The sequence below is a fragment of the Nocardioides sp. URHA0032 genome (assembly GCF_000620645.1).
Taxonomy (GTDB): Bacteria; Actinomycetota; Actinomycetes; order Propionibacteriales; family Nocardioidaceae; genus Nocardioides.
This window is the reverse complement of sequence record NZ_KK211159.1, coordinates 511,367-530,620: the sequence shown is the minus strand read 5'-3', so window position 1 is coordinate 530,620 and position 19,254 is coordinate 511,367. Positions and strand designations below refer to the sequence as shown.

The window sequence follows — 19,254 nt, the reverse complement described above, 5'->3', positions numbered from 1 at the left end:
CACTAGCGTGGCGCCATGAGCTACGTCGTCGACTTCGTGGATGTCTCCACGACCGGGCTGGAGTCGTCCCCGGTCGCCGATGCCCTCGCCGGCCTGCGGGCCAACGAGGCGCGGTACTTCAAGAACAAGTACGACCACGTCTTCACCGTCGAGCCGGCGGACGAGGCGGCCGAGGTCGTCGAGTACGTGCACCGGATCCTCGCCGAGGAGCGCGACCTCGTCATCAGCTCACCCCCGCTCGAGGCGACGGCCTTCGAGGTCGACGGCATCCGGATGGCCTACGTCTTCTACCGGTCCGGCCTCTCGATCAACGTGATGTACACGGTCGCCGACGGTGGCAAGCGCGCCGTCGGGTTCAAGCTCTCCGACGGCATGGAGGTCCCCGAGGAGCTCGCGGACCGGTTCAAGTTCGCCCGCCAGAAGTCGAAGCTGGCCGGCACGATCCGGGGCTCGTTCTTCGTGATCAAGGGCGAGTACTGACCCGCAGGCGGACGCCTGACGTCCGCCGCGGAACAGCACGCCGGGGGGACGGGCACGGATGGCGGCTGACCAGACGCCGGCGTGGTCTCACCACTTCACGCGCCCGTTGGCGTCGATGAACGTTCCGGTCGGGTCGTCGGTGCTGAGGGTCGCGGCCCGGGTAGGTCTGCTCGAACATCGCCAGGTCGAGCACCTCCTGCGGCTCCGGGTTGGTTGCCTCGGGCAGGATCCCCGCGTTGTTGACCAGCACGTCGAGATGCCCGAACCGCTCGGAGACCTCAACAGCGGCAGCACGCACAGACGCCCGGTCGGTGACGTCCATGGTGATGCCGCTCGATGAGAACCCCTCACGCACCAGCCGATCTGCCGCCTCGGAAGCGGCGTCGGCCTTCCGGGCGGCAAGGATCACGTGGCCGCATTCGCGTGCGAGCCGCCGAGCGGCAGCCAGACCGATCCCTCGGTTGGCGCCGGTGACGAGCGCGATCTTCACGATCAGGTCCTCTCTCCATGGCTTCGCGACCGTCGTGTCGAGCGGCCACGTGGAGCAAGCCCATCAAGCGGACGCGGCGGATGCTGGCGAGAATCAGACGCGGCGCTGAGACCGGGCGGCATCGTCGACGAGTTGGGTCGCCCGGGTACGGCGACCGCGAGGCGAGTTCCTGCCCCTCGCCCTCCATCGCGCGTCCGCAGGGTCGGTCAGTACCGAGGAGCTCCTTCCCTCCGCCGATCGAACGTCTGGATCATCCAGAACACGCCGATGAGGGTGATCAGGATCGCTTCCACGACGAACGTGGCGTGCTCATCGACCCACGGCCACCACGAGAACAGACCGAGCTTGTCGCCGGCCTTCACCACGACGGCGACGACCGCCATCGCGATCGCACACGTCGTGTACATCCACGCCCACGTGTTCGACCAGACCTCCCAGGTCAGCGGATTCTTGTTCCGCCAGGCGAACTTCGCCGCTCGGATCAGCCAGACCCAGACGTGCCACCAGGGTGAGGACGGCTGGGCCGGAGCCGGAGGCAGCTTCTCCCGAGCGGCTGCCACCACCGCGATGAAGACGAGCATGACCGCGATGTTCGCCGACCATCCGTGCGCGCCGTGGTAGAACCAGCTGCCCTCGTTCGCCGTGCCGGTCGGTCCGTCCGCCGAGAAGGAGAGCCGGTTGTTGGCGTCCAGGAACAGCACCCAGTACACGACAACGGCCGAGGCAGCCAGCACCCACGTGATCCGGTAGTTCTTCACGAGGCCCGACGGGAAGGCCCTGGCGTCCCGTTCCGCCCGGCGACGCACCACCTCGCCGGCGATCGCAATCACGATCAGGAGCGCAGTCAGCGCGACGAGGAGGGTGAAGACTCCGCGGCTGATGGTGGAAGCGTTGGCATCGATCAGCTCGCTGGGCGTGATCTTGTGGGTCTCGTCGCTGTGGGGAGCCGTCCCTCCCGCCGTCGCCTCATCGATGTTGCAGTAGGCCGCGTCCAACGTGGGATTCAGCGCCACGAAGGTCAGCAGCAGCCCCGCGAGGTTCAACGCCGCGTCCTCGAGGAACGTCTTGCCCCACATGACTGCCATCGAGAACCCGATCACGATCAGCGCGCCGGCGAACACCGGCCGGACCGGTGTGTAGTAGTACGCGCTCAATGATCGCTGGACGCACCCCTCGGGGTCGTTCACGATCTCCCGCCACACCGCGAACGCCAAGGCGACGATGACGACGACCACGCCCATGCGGATCGCCGTGTACGTCCGCAGCGCGACCGGTGGCACGGTCGGCGGACCCACCGGAGCGGGAGCCGGAGTGGGAGGAGGCGCTGGGGCGGACATGTGGACGCTCCACTGTCGGGGCACACGAGGTGCCTCGTGATCGGGCATCCAGTGTGCCCGCCGCACGCGCAGAGCGAAACGCCCTGGTGAGGGACGCGAGCTCGCTGGCAACACCCGGGCCCGCCGGTCGCGGCAGGGTTCGGGCGCAAGCTCCTACGTCACACGACCGCGTCGCACGACGAGCCCGACCACGACCCGCCAACCCAGCATCGTCACCGCGAGGAACACCGCAGCCACGACGAGGAAGCCGGGAGCGAGACCGCGGCCGGAGAGTCCACGCAGGAGCATGCCGAGCCCGTAGGTGACCGCGAGGACCAGGACCCCCTCGGGCCAGAGCGGACCCGCGGGACGGCCACGCCGGGCCAGCACCACGTGCGCCAGGCCGACGGCCAGTGCGAAGGGCCACACGATGACGAGCACGACCCAGTCGGAGTCACTCGCCTCGTGCGAGCTCTTGCCGCCGAGCGCGAGGGCGAGCACGCACGCGAGATCGGCGATGAGCGGCCACAGCCATCGGGTGGTGGGCCGCAGCCCGGTCGGGGTCACGCCCTCAGGGTCGCAGGCACCGGTCGCGGCGCGACAACCGGGCGAGACGTCTCCTCACGCCGTGGAGTTCGCCGCTTCCTTCTCCTGATCGGCCTTGAGCATCAGCGCGATGTCGATGAGCTGGTCCTCCTGGCCGCCGATCAGCTTGCGGCGGCCGGCCTCGAGCAGGATCTTCGCGCCGGAGACGCCGTACCGGTCGGCGGCGTTGCCGGCGTGCTTGAGGAACGAGGAGTAGACCCCGGCGTACCCCATCATCAGCGTCATCCGGTCCAGCTGGCACTCCTCGGGCATCGCCGGCTTGATGACGTCCTCGGAGGCGTCGACGATCTGGAGGAAGTCCACGCCGGTCTCCCAGCCGAGCTTGTCGCAGACGCCGATGAACGCCTCGAGCGGCGTGTTGCCGGCACCGGCGCCGAAGCGGCGGACAGAGCCGTCGATCTGGGTCGCGCCCGCGCGGGCCGCGATGATCGTGTTGGCGACGCCGAGGCCGAGGTTCTCGTGGCCGTGGAAGCCCACGTCGGCCACGTCGCCGATCTCGGCGACCAGCGCGGCGACCCGGTCCGCGGTCTGCTCCATGATCAGCGCGCCGGCGGAGTCGACGACGTACACGCACTGGCAGCCCGCGTCGACCATGATCCGGGCCTGCTTCGCGAGCACCTCGGGCGGCTGGGTGTGGCTCATCATCAGGAAGCCGACGGTCTCCAGCCCGAGCTCACGCGCCAGCCCGAAGTGCTGGATCGAGACGTCCGCCTCGGTGCAGTGGGTGGCGATCCGGCAGATCTGGCCGCCGTTCTCCTGGGCCGCACGGATGTCGTCCTTGGTGCCGACACCGGGCAGCATCAGGAACGCGATCTTCGCGCGCTTCGCGGTCTCGGCCGCGATCCGGATCAGCTCCTGCTCCCACGTCCTGGAGAAGCCGTAGTTGAACGACGAGCCGCCGAGGCCGTCGCCGTGCGTGACCTCGATGACCGGCACGCCGGAGGCGTCGAGCGCCTCGACGATGTCATGGCACTCCTGCGCGGTGAACTGGTGTCGCTTGTGGTGCGACCCGTCGCGCAGGCACGTGTCGGTCAGTCGCAGGTCGAGCGCGCCCCACGGCTCGGTGCCGTGGGTGCCGGACCAGGTGCGGGTGAGTGCGTTGATGTCGGTCATGCGATCGCCCTCGCAATGTTCTCGCCGACCTGCGTGGCGGCGGCGGTCATGATGTCCAGGTTGCCGGAGTACGGCGGCAGGTAGTCGCCGGCGCCCTCCACCTCCACGAAGATCGACACCTTGGTCTGGCCGCGGGTCGCGGGCGACGGGTCGTCGATCTGCGGCTCCTGCAGCAGCCGGTAGCCCGGCACGTACTCCTGCACGGCCTTCTCCATCGCGACGACCGACGCCACGATCGCGTCCCGGTCGGCGTCCGGTGGTACGGCGCAGAAGATCGTGTCGCGCATGATCATCGGCGGCTCGGCGGGGTTGAGGATGATGATCGCCTTGCCCTGCTGGGCGCCCCCGATCGACTGGACGCCGGCCGCGGTCGTTCGCGTGAACTCGTCGATGTTGGCGCGGGTCCCCGGCCCGGCGGAGACCGACGAGACCGAGGCGACGATCTCGGCGTACGACACGGTGGCGGCCCGGGAGACGGCCGCGACCATCGGGATCGTCGCCTGGCCGCCGCAGGTGATCATGTTGACGTTCATCGCGCCGACGTGCTCCTCGCCGTTCACCGGCGGGATCACGGCCGGACCGACGGCAGCCGGCGTCAGGTCGACGGCCCGGATGCCGGCCTCCTCGTAGCGCGGCGCGTACTCGCGGTGCACGTACGCCGAGGTCGCCTCGAAGATCAGGTCCGGCAGCTCGTCCTGCTTGAGCAGCCAGTCGACGCCCTCGTGGCTGGCCTCGAGCCCCTCCCCGGTCGCCAGCCGCAGGCCTTCGCTGGACGGGTCGACACCGATCATCCAGCGTGGCTCGATCAGCTCGGACCTGAGGAGCTTGTACATCAGGTCGGTGCCGATGTTGCCGGGTCCGACGATGGCAGCTGTCTTCTTGGACATCCAGTCACTCCTCGAAGGTGACGCGGAGCGGCGCGAAGCCGCTGATGGTCGCCTCGACCCGGTCCCCCGGGGCGAACGGCACGAACGGGCCCAGGGCCCCGGACAGGATCAGGTGGCCGGCGCGCAGCGGGTCGCCGAACCGCTGGGCCTGCACGGCGAGCCAGCGCAGCGCCTCGAGCGGGTCACCCAGGCACGCGGCGCCGGTGCCGGCCGAGCGCTCCTCGCCGTTGATGGTCAGCGACATCGTGACGTCGCGGGGCTCCAGGTCATCCAGCTTCTGCCCGTCGGCGCCGACGACGAACAGCCCGCTGGACGCGTTGTCGGCCACCGTGTCGGTGAAGCCGATCCGCCAGTCGGCGATCCGCGAGTCGACGATCTCCAACGCCGGCAGCGCGACGTCCACCGCGTCCCGCACCACGTCCAGCGTGATGTCCTCGTCGTCGATGTCACGCGCCAGCACGAACGCGACCTCGGCCTCCACCCGGGGCTGCAGGAGCGTGCGCATCGAGATCGGGCCGCTCCGGCCGTCCCGGGGGGAGACGTCCATGTCGTCGAGAAGGTAGCCGAAGTCCGGCTGGTCGACGCCGAGCTGGGTCTGCACGGCCTCCGAGGTCGCGCCGATCTTGCGGCCGACGACGCGCGCTCCCCCGGCGATCCGCGCCTGCACGAGACCCTGTTGCACGGCGTACGCCGCGTCGAGGTCGTCGGTGCCGATCAGGTCACGCACCGGAGCACACGGCATGCGGGTCGCCTGCGCCTCCGAGAGACGCCGCACGGCGGCGGAGATCGAGTCCTGGGACGTCACGTGACGATAGTAGAACCTGTTACAGTTTCTGGCCATGACGACCCCCCTTCCTCCCCGGGAATCGGAGAGCGTCGACGTTGTGGTCGTCGGCGCCGGCGGTGCCGGCATGACGGCCGCGCTCGCGGCCGCCGCGCGCGGCCTCGACACCGTCCTCCTCGAGAAGAGCTCGTACTTCGGCGGGTCGACCGCACGCAGCGGTGGGGGCGTCTGGATCCCCAACAACTACGCGCTGAGAGCCGCCGGGCAGGGCGACGACCCGGAGCTCTCGAGGCTCTACCTCGACTCGATCGTCGGCGACGTCGTCCCGAAGGTCCGGCGCGACACCTACCTCGACCGCGGCCCCGAGGTCCTGGACTTCATCAAGGAGCGGACGCCGCTGCGGTTCACCTGGGTCCCGCAGTACGCCGACTACCACCCGGAGGCGCCCGGCGGCCGCGCCGCGGGCCGGTCGGCGGAGCCGATCCCGATGGATGCCCGGTTCCTCGGCGAGGAGCTGGAGCGGCTGCATCCGCAGTACACCAAGGCGCCGGCGAACCTGATCGTGACGCAGGCCGACTACCGGAAGATCAGCCTGGGGCTGCGCACCGTCCGCGGCCCGCTGACGATGCTCAAGGTGCTGGTCCGGCGGGTCGTGAGCCTGGTCCGCGGCCAGAAGATGTTCGCGATGGGCAACGCGATCGCGATCGGCCTGCGCAAGGGCCTGATGGACGCCGGCGTACCCGTCCACTACGACACCGAGCTCCTGGACCTCGTCCTCGAGGACGGTCGGGTGGTCGGCGTACGCGTGCGGCGCGACGGCGCCGAGGTCGTGGTCCGCGCCCGCCGCGGGGTGATCCTCGGCAGCGGCGGCTTCGAGAAGAACCTCGAGATGCGCGAGAAGTACCAGCCGCAGCCCACCTCCGTCGACTGGACGACCGGCTCGCAGTTCAACACCGGCGGCGGCGTCCTCGCCGGCATCGCCGCGGGTGCGCAGGTCGACCTGATGGACGACGCCTGGTGGGGGCCGACGATCCCGCTGCCGTCCGGCCCGTGGTTCTGCCTGGCCGAGCGCAACCTGCCCGGGTCGATCATCGTCAACCAGGCCGGCCGGCGGTTCATGAACGAGGCGCTGCCGTACGTCGAGGCGGTGCACGAGATCTACAGGGGCGAGGCCACCGGCGTCGGCCATGTGCCTGCCTGGATGGTCATCGACCAGCGCTACCGCAACCGCTACCTGTTCGCCGGGCTCTCGCCGCGCCAGCCCTTCCCCGGCCGCTGGTACAAGAACGGCACCGTGAGGAAGGCCGCGACGCTCGAGGAGCTCGCCGAGCAGATCGACCTGCCGCCCGGCGCGCTCACCGAGACGGTGACCCGCTTCAACGGCTTCGCGAGGGCCGGGATCGACGAGGACTTCCACCGCGGGGAGTCGGCGTACGACAAGTACTACTCCGACCCCACCGTGAAGCCGAACCCGTCACTGCACCCCATCGACGACGGGCCGTTCTACGCCGTGAGGATCGTGCCCGGCGACCTCGGCACCAAGGGTGGCCTCGTCACCGACGAGCGGGCGCGGGTGCTCCGGCCGGACGGCTCGGTGATCGCGGGGCTGTACGCCGCCGGGAACTGCTCGTCGGCCGTCATGGGCCGCACGTACGCCGGCCCCGGCGCCACCATCGGTCCCGCCCTGACCTTCGGCTACCTGGCCGCCGAGACCATCTCGCAGGAGAGCGCCTGATGCCCATCGACCCGGACGTCGCGATCGGCGCCGAGCTCGGCACGACCGAGTTCTCCTGGACCGAGAGCGACGTGCTGCTCTACCACCTCGCGATCGGCGCCACCGACCTCTCGTACACGCTGGAGGGTCCGGCGCTGCAGGTGCTGCCGTCCTTCGGCGTGGTCGCGCCGACCTTCCACATGACCGACCCGCCGCCGCTGGACCTGCCGGGGTGCGACATCAACCTCGCCCAGGTCGTGCACGGCTCCCAGTCGATCTCCGTCGAGGCGCCGCCGCCGACGTCGGGAGCCGCCAGCGTGACCACCCGGATCAGCGAGATCTGGGACAAGGGCAGGGCCGCTGTCATCTGGCAGGAGGGCGTCGCCACCGCGCCCTCCGGTGAGCGGCTGTGGACCACGCGCTCCTCGATCTTCGTGCGCGGCGAGGGCGGGTGGGGCGGCGACCGCGGCAGCGCGACGCCGCTCGAGCTGCCCGATCGGGACCCGGACGTCGACACGACGTACGACGTACTCCCCCAGCAGGCGCTGCTCTACCGGCTGTGCGGTGACCGCAACCCCCTGCACGCCGACCCGGACTTCGCGAAGTCCGCCGGGTTCCCGGCGCCGATCCTGCACGGGCTCTGCTCGTACGGCATCGTGCTCCACACGCTCACCGACACGCTGCTCGACGGTGACGCCGCGCGGGTCGGTGGCTTCGGCGTGAAGTTCGCCGGCGTCGTCTACCCCGGCGAGACCATCCGGGTCCGCGGCTGGTGCGAGGACGGCCGGATCCTGGCCGCCGCGAGCGTCGCCGGCGGTGACCGCGACGGCGCCCCCGTCCTCGCCGACGTCCTGCTCACCCTCGCCTGACCGTCTCAACGTTTGCGGGCGAGGACGTAGAGGCGGTTCGAGGTCTCCCCGCGGTGCTCGAGGGCGCCCCGGCGGTACCACTCGACGTCGACCAGGCCGGCCGCCCGCACCAGCGCGACGACCTCGTCCTCCTGGTGGTGGACGAAGTCCAGGTCGATCGGGGCGTCGAACCACTCGTCGTGGTGGCGCACCTCGGTGCCGGCGTGCATCGCGAGCACCAGCCAGCCGCCTGCGTCGAGCGGCCGGGCCAGCGCCTCGATCGCGGCCGGGAGCTCGGACGGTGCCAGGTGGATCAGCGAGTACCAGCCGAGCACGGCCGCCCAGCCGGCCGCCGTCGTCGGCCGCATCAGCGTGCGCAGGTCACCGACCTCGTAGGTGCCGTCGGGGAACCGGCGCCGGGCCTCGGCGACCATCCCCGGCGACAGGTCGATGCCCATCGCGGCGGCGCCGGCCGCGGCGAGGTACGCCGTCACGTGCCCGGGCCCGCAGCCGACCTCGACGACGGGGCCGCCGTCGGCGTGCGCGGCGACCCGGTCCAGCAGCCAGGTCTCGAACGGCAGCCCGGCGAGCTCGGTGAGCAGGCTGTCGGCGTACGCCGTCGCGACCGCGTCGTAGGAGGCCCGGACGCGGTCGTCCCGCTCCACGCCTCGCGCGACCTCCACCGTGGAACTCGGCTCCTCGGGCGCGGGGTCCGCACCGAGCAGGTGCGTCCAGCGGCTGTCGCGGTCGCCGCCGCGCCGGGGCAGCTCGCGGACCAGGCCACGAGCGCCCATCCGGCCCAGCGTCTCCTCGACGGCCGTCCGGTCGGCGAAGGCGTGCAGCCGGTCCGTGCGGGTGCGCAGCTCGCCCGGCGCCTGGGGACCGCGCAGCAGCAGCACCGTGACCAGGGCGCGCTCGTCCTCGGCCAGGTCGAGCACCTCGTCGAGGACCTGGTGGTACTTCAGCGTGCGCCGGCCGCTGGCCGACCACACGATCCGGACCAGCCCGCGGTCCTTGAGCCGGCGACCGACCTGCTCGACGGTCTGCTCGTCGTACTCCGTGACCGGGTCCCGGTTGTTGCTCTGGTTGCACGCCGTCCGCAGCGCGTTGAGGGTGAGCGGGTACGTCGCGGGGACGGTCAGCTGCTTCTCCAGCAGGCTGCCCAGGACCCGCTGCTCCTCGGGATCGAGCACGGGGAGGTCGGTCACGTGCCTAGGCTGCCCCATGGGCAAGCAGCGCAAGCGCCTGGGGTCGGCGGCCTACGAGGCCGAGCTGTTCCGGCTCCAGCAGGAGCTGGTCGAGGTCCAGGAGTGGGTGCGCGCCGAGGGCGAGCGCGTGGTCGTGGTCTTCGAGGGCCGCGACGCCGCCGGCAAGGGTGGGGCGATCAAGCGGATCACGCAGTACCTGAACCCGCGGGTCGTCCGCATCGCGGCGCTCCCGACGCCGAGCGAGCGGCAGCGCGGGCAGTGGTACTTCCAGCGGTACGTCGAGCAGCTCCCGGCCCGCGGCGAGGTCGTGCTGTTCGACCGGTCCTGGTACAACCGCGCCGGCGTCGAGCACGTGCTCGGCTTCTGCACGCCCGAGGAGCACCGGCGGTTCCTGCACCAGTGCCCGACCTTCGAGCGGCTCCTCGTCGAGGACGGGATCATGCTGCGGAAGTACTGGTTCTCGGTCAGCGACGAGGAGCAGCAGCGACGGTTCCGAGGCCGGATCGACGACCCGATGCGCCGCTGGAAGCTCTCCACGACCGACCTCGAGTCGATCACCCACTGGGAGGACTACTCGCGCGCCAAGGACGAGATGATGACGCACACCGACATCCCGGAGGCGCCGTGGTACGTCGTCGAGGGCGACGTGAAGAAGGAGGCGCGGCTGAACATGATCGCCCACCTCCTCTCCACGATCCCCTACACCCAGGTCGACCAGCCGGAGATCGAGGTGCCGGAGCGGCCGCCGGGCACCGGGTACGAACGGCCGCCACGCGACCAGGCGACCTACGTGCCCGACCACGTGGCGACCCTGGTCGGCGAGTGACCGTCCTCAGCGCACCAGCTCCGGGTCCAGGAACGCGTCGATCCGCAGGATGTCGCCACGGTCGTCGAACGTCAGCACGTTGACGCTGTGCGAGAGGAGCGCGCCGATCCCGTCGTCCCAGAGCCGCTTCTCGACGGCGACCTGCCCGTTGGCGAGGGTCGGCGTGCACGACCACCGGCGGCCCGGCTGCAGCGGGACGTGCGAGAGGAACCAGCGGAGATCCTCCCGGCCGGCGTACCACTCGGCGTACGGCGGCATCGTGATCACGGCGTCGTCGGCGAGCAGCGCCACCACGGCGTCGACGTCCGCGCGCTCCCACGCCGCCACGAACGCCCCGACCCTGGCCCGGACGGTCTCGTCGCCGAGGTCGCGGAGCACGCGCTGCTGGCTGCGGTCCGGCAGCCGCTCCTGCATCCCGGCCCGGGCGCGCTGGAGCGCGCTGTTGACCGCGGCCGTCGACGTCTCGAGCGCCGTGGCGACCTCGGCAGCCGACATCGCCAGGACGTCGCGCATCACGAGCACGGCGCGCTGCAGCGGCAGGAGGTGCTGGAGCGCGGCGACGAACGCGAGCTCGACCGCCTCCTTCTGCTCGTAGACCGCGTCGGCCGGGGTCGCCGACCAGGTGAGCCCGGCCGCCGGGAGCGGGTCGAGCCAGACCGTCTCGGTGAGGGGCGCGCCGAGGCCGGCCACGGGGTCTCCCGCGGGCGAGAGGTCCACCGGCCGGAGCCGGCGGCCCCGGCGCTCGATCTCGCGGAGGCAGACGTTCGTGGCGATGGTGACCAGCCAGGTGTTGAGGGCGCTGCGGCCCTCGAACCGGTCGATGCTCCGCCACGCGCGCAGCAACGTCTCCTGCACGGCGTCCTCGGCGTCGTGGGACGACGCGAGCATCCGGTAGCAGTGCAGCAGCAGGCCGGGGCGCAGCGGTGCGACGAGCTCGTCGAACGTCGTGGTGTCGATGGCGGTCACGCCGTCCTCCCCTCGTAGCTGCCGACGATCCGGACCGATGTCTGCTGGGGAGGATCCTCGCACCGATCGCCGACAGTCGACGCGAACCGCTGGAACGCCGCCGAGGTCGGCAGCGCCGCGCTGTCGCCGTCGACGACGTGCACGAACGTCACGCCGTCGGAGAGCACCATCGACTGGTAGGTGAACCCCTCGGGCTGCTCGGCGGCCAGCTCCTCGAACACCTCGCCGATGAGCCGCTCGTTCTCCGCGGCGGCGTCGGGCCGGACCCGGTACCGCACCATGATCCGGCTCATGACGCCACCGCCACGACCGCCGGGACGACGGACCGTCGGCGGGCGGGCAGGGCGAGCCCGGTGAGCGCGCCCAGGGCCGAGAGTCCCGCCGCGGTCAGCAGGGCCGGCCGGAAGCCGTCCACGAAGTCCTGCGGCGACCCGTAGCCGCCGTACGCCCCGAACACCGCCACGGTGAGCGCCACGCCGAACACGCCACCGAGCTCGCGCATCGTGGCGTTCACCCCGGACGCCGTGCCGACGTCCCGGTCCTCGACCGACCCGACGACCGCGCTCTGGCCGCACGGAACCGCCATCGAGACGCCGATGCCGCCGACCACGAACGGCCCGAGCGCATCGAGGTAGTCGCCGCCGGCGGTGACCGTGGTGGCGAACCACAGCATCGCGAGCGACTGGATCGCGAGCCCCGTCGCGAGCAGTGGCCGCTCCCCGATCCGGTCCGCCAGTGCCCCGGCGAACGGCGCCACGACGATGAACGTCCCGGTCCACGCCATCAGCCGCGCACCTGCCTCGAGGGCGCTGTCGCCGTACCCGAACTGGAGCAGCTGCCCGTAGAAGAAGACTGCGGAGAACAGCGAGGCCAACGTCAGGAACGCGGCGACGTTGCCGGCGGAGAAGCCGCGCCTGGTCAGCAGGGCCGCGGGGATGAGCGGGTGCGCGGCCCGGCGTTCCCAGGCCGCGAAGGACCCGAGCAGGACCACGCCGGTGCCGGTGATCCCGAGCACCTCGGGCGCGCTCCAGCCCTCGGTCGCGCTGCGGACCAGCGCCCAGACCAGCGCGAAGCAGCCGGCACCGAGCAGCGCCGCGCCCGGGACGTCGAGGGTGCTGTCCGGCACCCGTACCTCCGGCACGTACCGCAGCACCAGCGGTACGGCGACCAGCCCGATCGGGACGTTGACCCAGAAGATCCAGTGCCAGTCGAGGCCGCCGACCACCAGGCCGCCGAGCAACGGCCCGCACGCGACCGCGATGCCGGTGACCGCGCTGTACAGGCCGACCGCCTGGCCGCGCCGTTCCGCCGGGAAGGCGCCGGTCAGCAGGGCGAGCCCGAGCGTCAGCACCAGCGCACCACCGGCGCCCTGGAACGCGCGCATCGCGATCAGCACGCCCGCTCCGTCCGCGACCGCGCAGCCGAGCGAGGCCAGGGCGAACAGGCCGATGCCGGCCGCGTAGCAGCGCGCCCGGCCGAGCCGGTCGCCGAGGACGGCGGCGGGGACCAGGAGGACGGCGAGGCTGAGGTTGTAGGCGTTGACGGTCCACTCGAGCTGCGGCAGCGACGCGTGCAGGTCGCCCCGGATGGTCGGGATGGCCGTCGCGACCACGAGGGTGTCGATCGCGGCCATGAAGGAACCGATCGAGGTGAGCACGATGACCCACCGGCGGTGTCGAGCGTCGAGCATGGTGTCCTCCCGGAAGGGGCAGCCTCTGCTGCTGCCCTCGTCTCCTGTGATCCGGGCGGAGCCGCGAACTCATCGCGGCCCGACATACTCGTCCCCATGAGCCTCCTGTCGAGCTGGACGCACGGCACCCACAGCGACGACGGGACCACGCACCCGACGTACCGCAAGGGGACCGGCCCGGGCGTGATCGTGATCCACGAGATGCCGGGACTGACGCCGGGCGTCATCGGGTTCGGCGAGGAGGTGGTCGCGGCCGGCTACACGGTGGTGATGCCGCAGCTGCTCGGCACGCCCGAGGCGCCGATGACGGCGGTCAACGTGCTCAAGGTCCTGCCGCGGACGTGCGTCAGCCGCGAGTTCACCACGATGGCCCGTGGCGAGACATCGCCGGTCGCGGTCTGGCTGCGCAGCCTGGCCCGCTCGCTCCACGAGGAGCTCGGCGGACCCGGCGTGGGCGCCCTCGGGATGTGCTTCACCGGGGGGTTCGCGCTCGCGATGATGGTCGACACCTCCGTGGCGGCGCCGGTGCTGGCGCAGCCGTCGCTGCCGTTCGCCGTGGGCCGCCGCCGCGCGGCCGACCTGAACCTGTCGGCCGGCGACCTGGCCGCCGTACGCTCGCGGGCCGCCGGCGGCTGCGAGGTCCTCGGGCTGCGCTACCGGAAGGACCCCGCGGTCGGGACCCGCTTCGACACCCTCACCCGGGAGATCGGTGACGCGTTCATCCGGGTCGAACTGGAGGGCAGGGGTCACTCGACCGTCACCGAGCACCGCTCCCAGGAGGCGGTCGACCGCGTACTGGCGTTCTTCGGCGAGAAGCTCTCGTGATCCGCCGCGGACTGTTCGTCGCGCCGTTCGACGCCCTCGCCGACCCGCGGGTGGTCGGCGATCTCGCGGCTCGTGCCGAGGCGGCGGGCTGGGAGGGGTTCTTCCTCTGGGACCACCTGCAGTACGGCGAGCGCGTGTCGGCCATCGCGGACGTGTGGACCTGCTGCGCGGCCGTGGCCATGCGCACCTCGTCGGTCCTGTTCGGCCCGATGGTCACTCCCCTGGCCCGCCGGCGGCCGCAGGTCCTGGCCCGCCAGGCGGCCTCGCTCGCCGTGCTCTCCGAGGGCCGGTTCGTCCTCGGGCTCGGCCTCGGCGACGACTGGGTGGGCGAGTTCAGCGCGTTCGGCGACGAGGCCTCGCCGCGGGTCCGCGGTGAGATGCTCGACGACGGCCTCGCGGTGCTCACCGATCTCCTGTCGGGTGGACAGGTGGCCCACGAGGGTCCCCACTACGTCGCGCGCGACGTGCGGTTCCTCCCGGCGCCGCGGGTGCCCATCTGGCTCGCGGGCCGGTTCCCGAACGCCGCTCCGATGCGCCGGGCCGCGGCGTACGACGGGTTCTTCGTGATCGGGCTCGGCTCGCCGGCCGACGTGACGACGGTGGCCGACCAGGTGCCGGGAGCGCCGTACGACCTGGTCGTCGACCTGCGCGCCGACCAGGACCACGAGCCGTGGCTGGACAGCGGCGCGTCCTGGGTCCTCACCCGGGTGGGTCCCTTCGACCTGGACCTCGCGGACGTGGAACGCCTGGTCGACGCGGGTCCGGGCTTCGGGTCGTCCGCCTGAGGGCGGCGTATTCACCGCCCAGAGGCGGACGACCCGGTCAGGCGGACAGCACCAGGCCCGAGGTGGGGACGCCCGTGCCGGCGGTGATGAGGACGTGCTCGACGTTGCGGACCGGGTTGACCGAGGTGCCGCGGACCTGGCGGACGGCCTCGGCGATGCCGTTCATGCCGTGGATGTAGGCCTCCCCGAGCTGGCCGCCATGGGTGTTCAGCGGGAGCTTGCCGCCGATCTCGATGGCGCCGTCGGCGACGAAGCCGGGCGCCTCGCCGCGGCCGCAGAAGCCGAGCTCCTCGAGCTGCATGAGGACGTACGGCGTGAAGTGGTCGTAGAGGATCGCCATCTGCATGTCGTCGGGGCCGAGTCCGCTCTGCCGCCACAGCTCGCGCCCGACGACGCCCATCTCCGGGATGCCGATGTCGTCGCGGTAGTACGACGTCATCACGAACTGGTCCACGCCGCTGCCCTGGGCCGCCGCCGAGACGTACGCCGGCTTCCGGGCGAGGTCGCGGGCGCGCTCGGCCGAGACGATCACCAGCGCGACCGCGCCGTCGCTCTCCTGGCAGCAGTCGAGCAGGTGCAGCGGGTCGACGATCATCCGCGAGGCCTGGTGGTCCTCGATCGTGATCGGCTTGCCGTAGAAGAACGCGTTCGGGTTCGTGGCGGCGTGCCTCCGGTCGGCCACGGCCACGCGGCCGAAGTCCTCCGAGGTGGCGCCGTACTCGTGCAGGTAGCGCCGCGCCTGCATGGCGACCGTCGCGGCCGGGGTCCCGAGGCCCATCGGATAGGTCCAGGCGTTGTCGAGGCCGTTGGTGTTCACCTGGGTCGCCGCCGCGACCGAGAACTGGCCGAAGCGCGAGCCGGACCGCTCGTTGAAGCCGCGGTACGCCACCACGCAGTCGGCCACGCCGGTGGCGACCGCCATCGCGGCCTGCTGCACGGTCGCGCACGCGCCGCCGCCGCCGAAGTTGATCCGGCTGAAGAACCGCAGCTCGCCGCAGCCGAGCTCGCGGGCGACCGCGATCTCCGAGGAGGTGTCCATGGTGAACGTCGTGAACCCGTCGACGTCCGCGGGCGTCAGCCCGCAGTCGGCCAGCGCGTGCTGCACCGCCTCGACGGAGAGCTGGAGCTCGGAGCGGCCGGACTCCTTGGAGAACTCGGTCGCGCCGATACCGGCGATCGCGGCCCTGCGGTAGAGGCTCACACCGCCACCTGCACGGTCCCGGTGACGTGGTCGCCGAGCGAGACCCGGCCGACGACCGAGATCGTCGCGATCCCGTCCTCGACGGAGTCGACGGTGCCGCTGAACGTCAGGGTGTCGTAGGGGTGCGCGGGCGCCCCGAGCCGGATCGCGATGCCCTTGAGCTCGGTGTCCGGGCCGGCCCAGTCGACGACGTACTTCTCGACCAGGCCGTTGGTGGTCAGGATGTTCATGAAGATGTCCTTCGACCCGGCCGCCTGCGCGACGTCGCGGTCGTGGTGGACGTCCTGCCAGTCCCGCGTCGCGATCGCGGTGCTCACGATCGTCGTCGGGGTCATCGGCAGCGACCACTCGGGGATCGTCTCGCCCACCTTCATGCTCTCCTCCACACGGGCAGCGTCAGCTCGTCGTCGATGCGCCGGTAGTCCACCCGCAGCGGCATCCCGATCTCGATCTCGTCGTCGGCCACGTCCACGACCTCGCCGACCATCCGCACGCCCTCGTCGAGGTCGATCAGCGCGATCACGATCGGCAGCTCCTTGCCCGGGACGGGCGGGTGCCGGTGCACGACGTACGAGAAGACCGTGCCGGTGCCGGCGGCCACCACGTGGCCGCGGTCCAGGGCGCCGCACGACGGGCAGGCCGGCCCCGGCGGGAAGCGGAGCAGGCCACACGCGTTGCAGGTCTGGATCCGCAGCTCGCCGAGCGCCGTCCCCTCCCAGAAGAACCGGGAGTCCTGCCCGATCATGGGCCGGATGACGCCGGCGGTCATGCCTTCTCCCTCGGGACGAACTTGAGCACCCGGAACAGCATCGAGGCGACCTTCTCGGTCTGCCCGTCCTGATGGCGGACGTACCAGGCGTTCCGCGACGTCACGAAGTAGCCCTCGCCCATCGCGGTGCTCTTCGGCCCGGCCACCGAGTCGAGCGCCGTGGTGACCCGGAGCTCCTCGCCCACGCGCAGGTAGCGCTCGTAGGTCTGCTCGCAGTTGGTGCCGAGCACTGCGGTGTAGCCCTCGGCGGTCAGCACCTCCATCATCCGGCTCAGCGGGTCGTCGTCGGGACGACGGCGCCCGAGCCCGGGCATCGTCCACACCTGCGCCATCGACGGCGGCGCCTCGCCCTTGCGGAACCGGTCGTTCTCGTAGCCCATCGCGTCCAGCCAGGTGCCGATCGTCGGCTGGTTCACCTCGTACGGTGCCATCGACTCCGAGGCCTCGCCGAGCGCCTTGATCCGCTCGGCCTCGGCCATGATCCGCCGGTGCCGGTCCGTGCTCGCGTCGCCACTCATCGGGGCACCCGCGGCAGGCCCATGCCGAACATCGCGATCAGCTCGCGCTGCACCTCCTGCACGCCGCCACCGAAGGTGAGGACGAGGTTCCGCTTGGCCTGCCCGTCCAGGTATCTCATCAGCTGGTCGGTCTCCTCGTCCGACGGGTCGCCGTACCGGTGCACGATGCCGGCCAGGTCGGCCGCGAGGTGCTGGACCTGGTCGGCCGCGAACACCTTCGAGGACGACGCGTCGCCCACGGAGATCTCGCCCACCGCGGCGGCTCGCGCGACCTCCCAGTTGAGCAGCTCGTTGACGCGGAACACCGCCGTCACCCCGCCCATCGTTCGGCGTACGTCGGGCCGGTCGACGACCCCCGCCTTGGTGGCCCACTCCGCCACCCGGTCCCGCAGGCCCTCGAGCCGGCCGGCCGGGCCGAGCATCACGCGCTCGTGGTTGAGCTGGGTGGTGATCAGCTTCCAGCCCTGGTTCTCCTCACCGACCAGCATGTCGACGGGGACACGTACGTCGTTGAAGTACGTCGCGTTGACGTGGTGCGACCCGTCGGCGGTGATGATCGGGGTGTGTGAGTAGCCCGGGTCCGTGGTGTCGACGATCAGGATCGAGATGCCCCGGTGCTTCGGGGCGTCCGGGTCGGTGCGCACCGCGAGCCACAGGTAGTCGGCCTGGTGGCCGCCGGTGGTCCACAGCTTCTGCCCGTTGACCACGTAGTGGTCACCATCGCGCCTGGCGGTGGTCCGCAGCGACGCGAGGTCGGTGCCGGCGTCCGGCTCCGAGTAGCCGATCGCGAAGTGCACGTCCCCGGCCAGGATCCGCTTCAGGAACAGGTCCTTCTGCTTCTCGGTGCCGTACCGGATCAGCGTCGGGCCGACGGTCTGCAGCGTCACCGCCGGCAGGTGCACGTCGGCGCGCTGGGCCTCGTTCGCGAAGATCGTCTGCTCGATCTCGCCGAGCCCGTGGCCGCCGTACTCCTTCGGCCAGCCGATGCCCATCCAGCCGTCCTCCCCCATCTGGCGGACGACGCGCTGGTAGGTCTCGCCGTGCCGGTCGAGCGCCATGTCGCGGTGCTCGTTCTCGTCCGCGAGGCCGGTGAAGTACGCGCGCAGCTCGGCCTTGAGCGCGCGCTGGGACTCGGTGAGCTCGAGGTTCTTGGTGGTGGGGTCCTCGACCTGCACCTCCTCCGGGCGGATGTCGAGCGCGTGCACGATGTCGGTGACCCACGAGAAGTAGCGCGACATCGGGTAGGTGATGTCGACGCCCATGCCGCCGTGCAGGTGGTGGCAGGTGCGCATCGCGCCCGGCGCCTCGTGGCACACCCAGTACGCCGCGACCGCGAGGTCGTCGGTGACGTCCAGGCCGTTCGTGATCCGCCAGGCGGCGTTCTCCGCGGCCAGGTCGACGGTCCGCGAGGCGATGTAGACGTCCGCGATCTGCATCGCCACGGCCTGGAACTCCGCCAGCGCCCGGCCGAACTGCGTGCGGCCCTTGATGTACGTCGCAGTGAGGTCGCGCGCCCCGGCGACCAGGCCGGCGGCGGTCAGGCAGAGGCCGGCGGCGGCGAGCTCCTCGAGCACCCGCGCGGCGTTCGCTCCCGGCAGCGGCTCGGCCGGCGCGCCGTCGAGCACGACCGTGTGCTGCGGCGTGCCGAGACTCGACATCGACTCCAGCAGCTCGACGCCGGGACCGTGCGGGTCGACGAGCGCGACCACGGGGCCGTCCGCCGAGGACGCGGTCACCAGCAGCCGGGCCGCGCGGTCGGCGTACGTGACCCCGATCTTGCGGCCGCGCACGGTGCCGTCGGCGTACGTCGTGCTCCCGCCCGCCACGTCGCGCAGCGCCGGCGTCAGCAGCGTCTCGCCCGCGGCCACGCCGGGCAGCAGCGCGGCCCGCTGGTCCTCGGAGGCAGCCGCGGCGAGGGCCAGCACGCCGCAGCAGAGCGTCTCCCAGATCGGGAGCGGCCGCGCCTGCTGACCGCTCTCGCGGAGCAGCACGGCGACCTCGGCCAGCCCGAGCCCCTCGCCCCCCTGTGCCTCCGGGACCGGGAGGGCGAGCAGCCCGGCAGCGCCGAGCGCCGCCCAGGTCGCCTCGGCGTCGTCGGTGGCGCGGCCCAGGACCTCGCGCACGACCGAGCGGACGGCCTCGACTTCGTCGGTCACCAGCATCTCCTGCCGCAGTTCGGATACCTGCCGTGCGAAACTGTAACCTGTTCTACTCCAGAACCGTATGCC

21 protein-coding genes are annotated in these 19,254 nt (G+C 71.6%); 6 read left to right on the top strand and 15 right to left on the bottom strand.

Going from position 1 to position 19,254, the window contains the following annotated elements; all coding sequences use genetic code 11:
* The first annotated feature begins 15 nt into the window (after positions 1 to 15).
* The gene (locus N538_RS0116275) at positions 16 to 480 is read left to right on the top strand and encodes a hypothetical protein (protein ID WP_028638161.1); all 465 of its coding nucleotides are present in this window, start codon (positions 16 to 18) and stop codon (positions 478 to 480) included.
* Here N538_RS0116275 and N538_RS28060 read toward each other — a convergent pair.
* From N538_RS28060 to N538_RS0116240, 6 genes are all read right to left on the bottom strand, one after another.
* Entirely contained in the window at positions 464 to 970 is a 507-nt protein-coding gene (locus N538_RS28060; RefSeq protein WP_197025366.1) for an SDR family NAD(P)-dependent oxidoreductase, read from the bottom strand. The two genes, N538_RS0116275 and N538_RS28060, sit on opposite strands and share 17 nt — an antisense overlap.
* Positions 971 to 1,176: 206 nt before the next feature.
* Positions 1,177 to 2,265, bottom strand: a complete 1,089-nt coding sequence (locus N538_RS0116260) for a hypothetical protein (protein WP_155992154.1) — start codon at positions 2,263 to 2,265, stop codon at positions 1,177 to 1,179.
* A gap of 195 nt (positions 2,266 to 2,460) precedes the next feature.
* A complete protein-coding gene (locus tag N538_RS0116255) occupies positions 2,461 to 2,853 on the bottom strand; it encodes a DUF3054 domain-containing protein (protein ID WP_051549363.1) in 393 nt (130 codons plus the stop codon).
* 54 nt (positions 2,854 to 2,907) lie between these two features.
* Positions 2,908 to 4,005 carry a 4-hydroxy-2-oxovalerate aldolase gene (dmpG, locus tag N538_RS0116250; RefSeq protein WP_081790526.1) on the bottom strand — a complete coding sequence of 366 codons (1,098 nt, stop codon included), beginning with the start codon at positions 4,003 to 4,005 and terminating at the stop codon, positions 2,908 to 2,910.
* Complete coding sequence (locus tag N538_RS0116245) at positions 4,002 to 4,892, bottom strand: acetaldehyde dehydrogenase (acetylating) (RefSeq protein WP_028638156.1); 891 nt, start codon at positions 4,890 to 4,892, stop codon at positions 4,002 to 4,004. Before N538_RS0116245 ends, dmpG begins: the two co-directional genes overlap by 4 nt.
* Positions 4,893 to 4,896: 4 nt before the next feature.
* Positions 4,897 to 5,697 (bottom strand): 2-keto-4-pentenoate hydratase, encoded by an 801-nt coding sequence (locus N538_RS0116240; RefSeq protein WP_028638155.1) that lies wholly within the window; start codon positions 5,695 to 5,697, stop codon positions 4,897 to 4,899.
* Positions 5,698 to 5,731: 34 nt separating this feature from the next.
* Between N538_RS0116240 and kstD the strand changes: the two genes are divergently transcribed.
* Both kstD and N538_RS0116230 read left to right on the top strand, forming a co-directional pair.
* Complete coding sequence (gene kstD, locus N538_RS0116235) at positions 5,732 to 7,411, top strand: 3-oxosteroid 1-dehydrogenase (protein WP_036570782.1); 1,680 nt, start codon at positions 5,732 to 5,734, stop codon at positions 7,409 to 7,411.
* Entirely contained in the window at positions 7,411 to 8,259 is an 849-nt protein-coding gene (locus N538_RS0116230) for a MaoC family dehydratase (RefSeq protein WP_028638153.1), read from the top strand. Before kstD ends, N538_RS0116230 begins: the two co-directional genes overlap by 1 nt.
* Before the next feature lie 5 nt (positions 8,260 to 8,264).
* Here N538_RS0116230 and N538_RS0116225 read toward each other — a convergent pair whose 3' ends face one another.
* The gene (locus tag N538_RS0116225) at positions 8,265 to 9,446 is read right to left on the bottom strand and encodes a DUF480 domain-containing protein (protein WP_028638152.1); all 1,182 of its coding nucleotides are present in this window, start codon (positions 9,444 to 9,446) and stop codon (positions 8,265 to 8,267) included.
* Positions 9,447 to 9,462: 16 nt separating this feature from the next.
* On the opposite strand from N538_RS0116225, the gene ppk2 reads away from it, so the two are divergent.
* Positions 9,463 to 10,272, top strand: a complete 810-nt coding sequence (ppk2, locus tag N538_RS0116220) for a polyphosphate kinase 2 (protein WP_028638151.1) — start codon at positions 9,463 to 9,465, stop codon at positions 10,270 to 10,272.
* Positions 10,273 to 10,278: 6 nt separating this feature from the next.
* Here ppk2 and N538_RS0116215 read toward each other — a convergent pair whose 3' ends face one another.
* From N538_RS0116215 to N538_RS25880, 3 genes are read right to left on the bottom strand one after another with little or no spacing between them, the layout of a single operon-like run.
* On the bottom strand, positions 10,279 to 11,238 hold the full coding sequence (locus N538_RS0116215) for an RNA polymerase subunit sigma-70 (protein WP_028638150.1): 960 nt from the start codon (positions 11,236 to 11,238) through the stop codon (positions 10,279 to 10,281).
* On the bottom strand, positions 11,235 to 11,531 hold the full coding sequence (locus N538_RS0116210; protein WP_028638149.1) for a hypothetical protein: 297 nt from the start codon (positions 11,529 to 11,531) through the stop codon (positions 11,235 to 11,237). The genes N538_RS0116215 and N538_RS0116210 overlap by 4 nt, the downstream gene beginning before the upstream one ends.
* Positions 11,528 to 12,928, bottom strand: coding sequence for an MFS transporter (locus tag N538_RS25880; protein WP_036570777.1), 1,401 nt, complete (start codon positions 12,926 to 12,928; stop codon positions 11,528 to 11,530). Before N538_RS25880 ends, N538_RS0116210 begins: the two co-directional genes overlap by 4 nt.
* A 96-nt stretch (positions 12,929 to 13,024) precedes the next feature.
* Here N538_RS25880 and N538_RS0116200 point away from each other — a divergent pair, with 96 nt between their 5' ends.
* Both N538_RS0116200 and N538_RS0116195 read left to right on the top strand, forming a co-directional pair.
* Complete coding sequence (locus N538_RS0116200; protein WP_028638148.1) at positions 13,025 to 13,753, top strand: dienelactone hydrolase family protein; 729 nt, start codon at positions 13,025 to 13,027, stop codon at positions 13,751 to 13,753.
* Entirely contained in the window at positions 13,750 to 14,538 is a 789-nt protein-coding gene (locus tag N538_RS0116195; protein WP_051549360.1) for an LLM class flavin-dependent oxidoreductase, read from the top strand. Before N538_RS0116200 ends, N538_RS0116195 begins: the two co-directional genes overlap by 4 nt.
* Before the next feature lie 37 nt (positions 14,539 to 14,575).
* On the opposite strand, the gene N538_RS0116190 is transcribed toward N538_RS0116195, so the two are convergent.
* The 5 genes from N538_RS0116190 to N538_RS0116170 are packed head-to-tail and all read right to left on the bottom strand — an operon-like array spanning position 14,576 to position 19,188.
* Entirely contained in the window at positions 14,576 to 15,739 is a 1,164-nt protein-coding gene (locus N538_RS0116190; RefSeq protein WP_028638146.1) for a lipid-transfer protein, read from the bottom strand.
* Positions 15,736 to 16,113, bottom strand: coding sequence for a MaoC family dehydratase (locus N538_RS0116185; RefSeq protein ID WP_028638145.1), 378 nt, complete (start codon positions 16,111 to 16,113; stop codon positions 15,736 to 15,738). Before N538_RS0116185 ends, N538_RS0116190 begins: the two co-directional genes overlap by 4 nt.
* Positions 16,110 to 16,508 (bottom strand): Zn-ribbon domain-containing OB-fold protein, encoded by a 399-nt coding sequence (locus N538_RS29095; RefSeq protein WP_028638144.1) that lies wholly within the window; start codon positions 16,506 to 16,508, stop codon positions 16,110 to 16,112. Before N538_RS29095 ends, N538_RS0116185 begins: the two co-directional genes overlap by 4 nt.
* Positions 16,505 to 17,026, bottom strand: coding sequence for an FAS1-like dehydratase domain-containing protein (locus N538_RS29090; protein WP_028638143.1), 522 nt, complete (start codon positions 17,024 to 17,026; stop codon positions 16,505 to 16,507). The genes N538_RS29095 and N538_RS29090 overlap by 4 nt, the downstream gene beginning before the upstream one ends.
* The gene (locus N538_RS0116170; protein WP_036570774.1) at positions 17,023 to 19,188 is read right to left on the bottom strand and encodes an acyl-CoA dehydrogenase; all 2,166 of its coding nucleotides are present in this window, start codon (positions 19,186 to 19,188) and stop codon (positions 17,023 to 17,025) included. The genes N538_RS29090 and N538_RS0116170 overlap by 4 nt, the downstream gene beginning before the upstream one ends.
* Between the last annotated feature and the right edge of the window lie 66 nt (positions 19,189 to 19,254).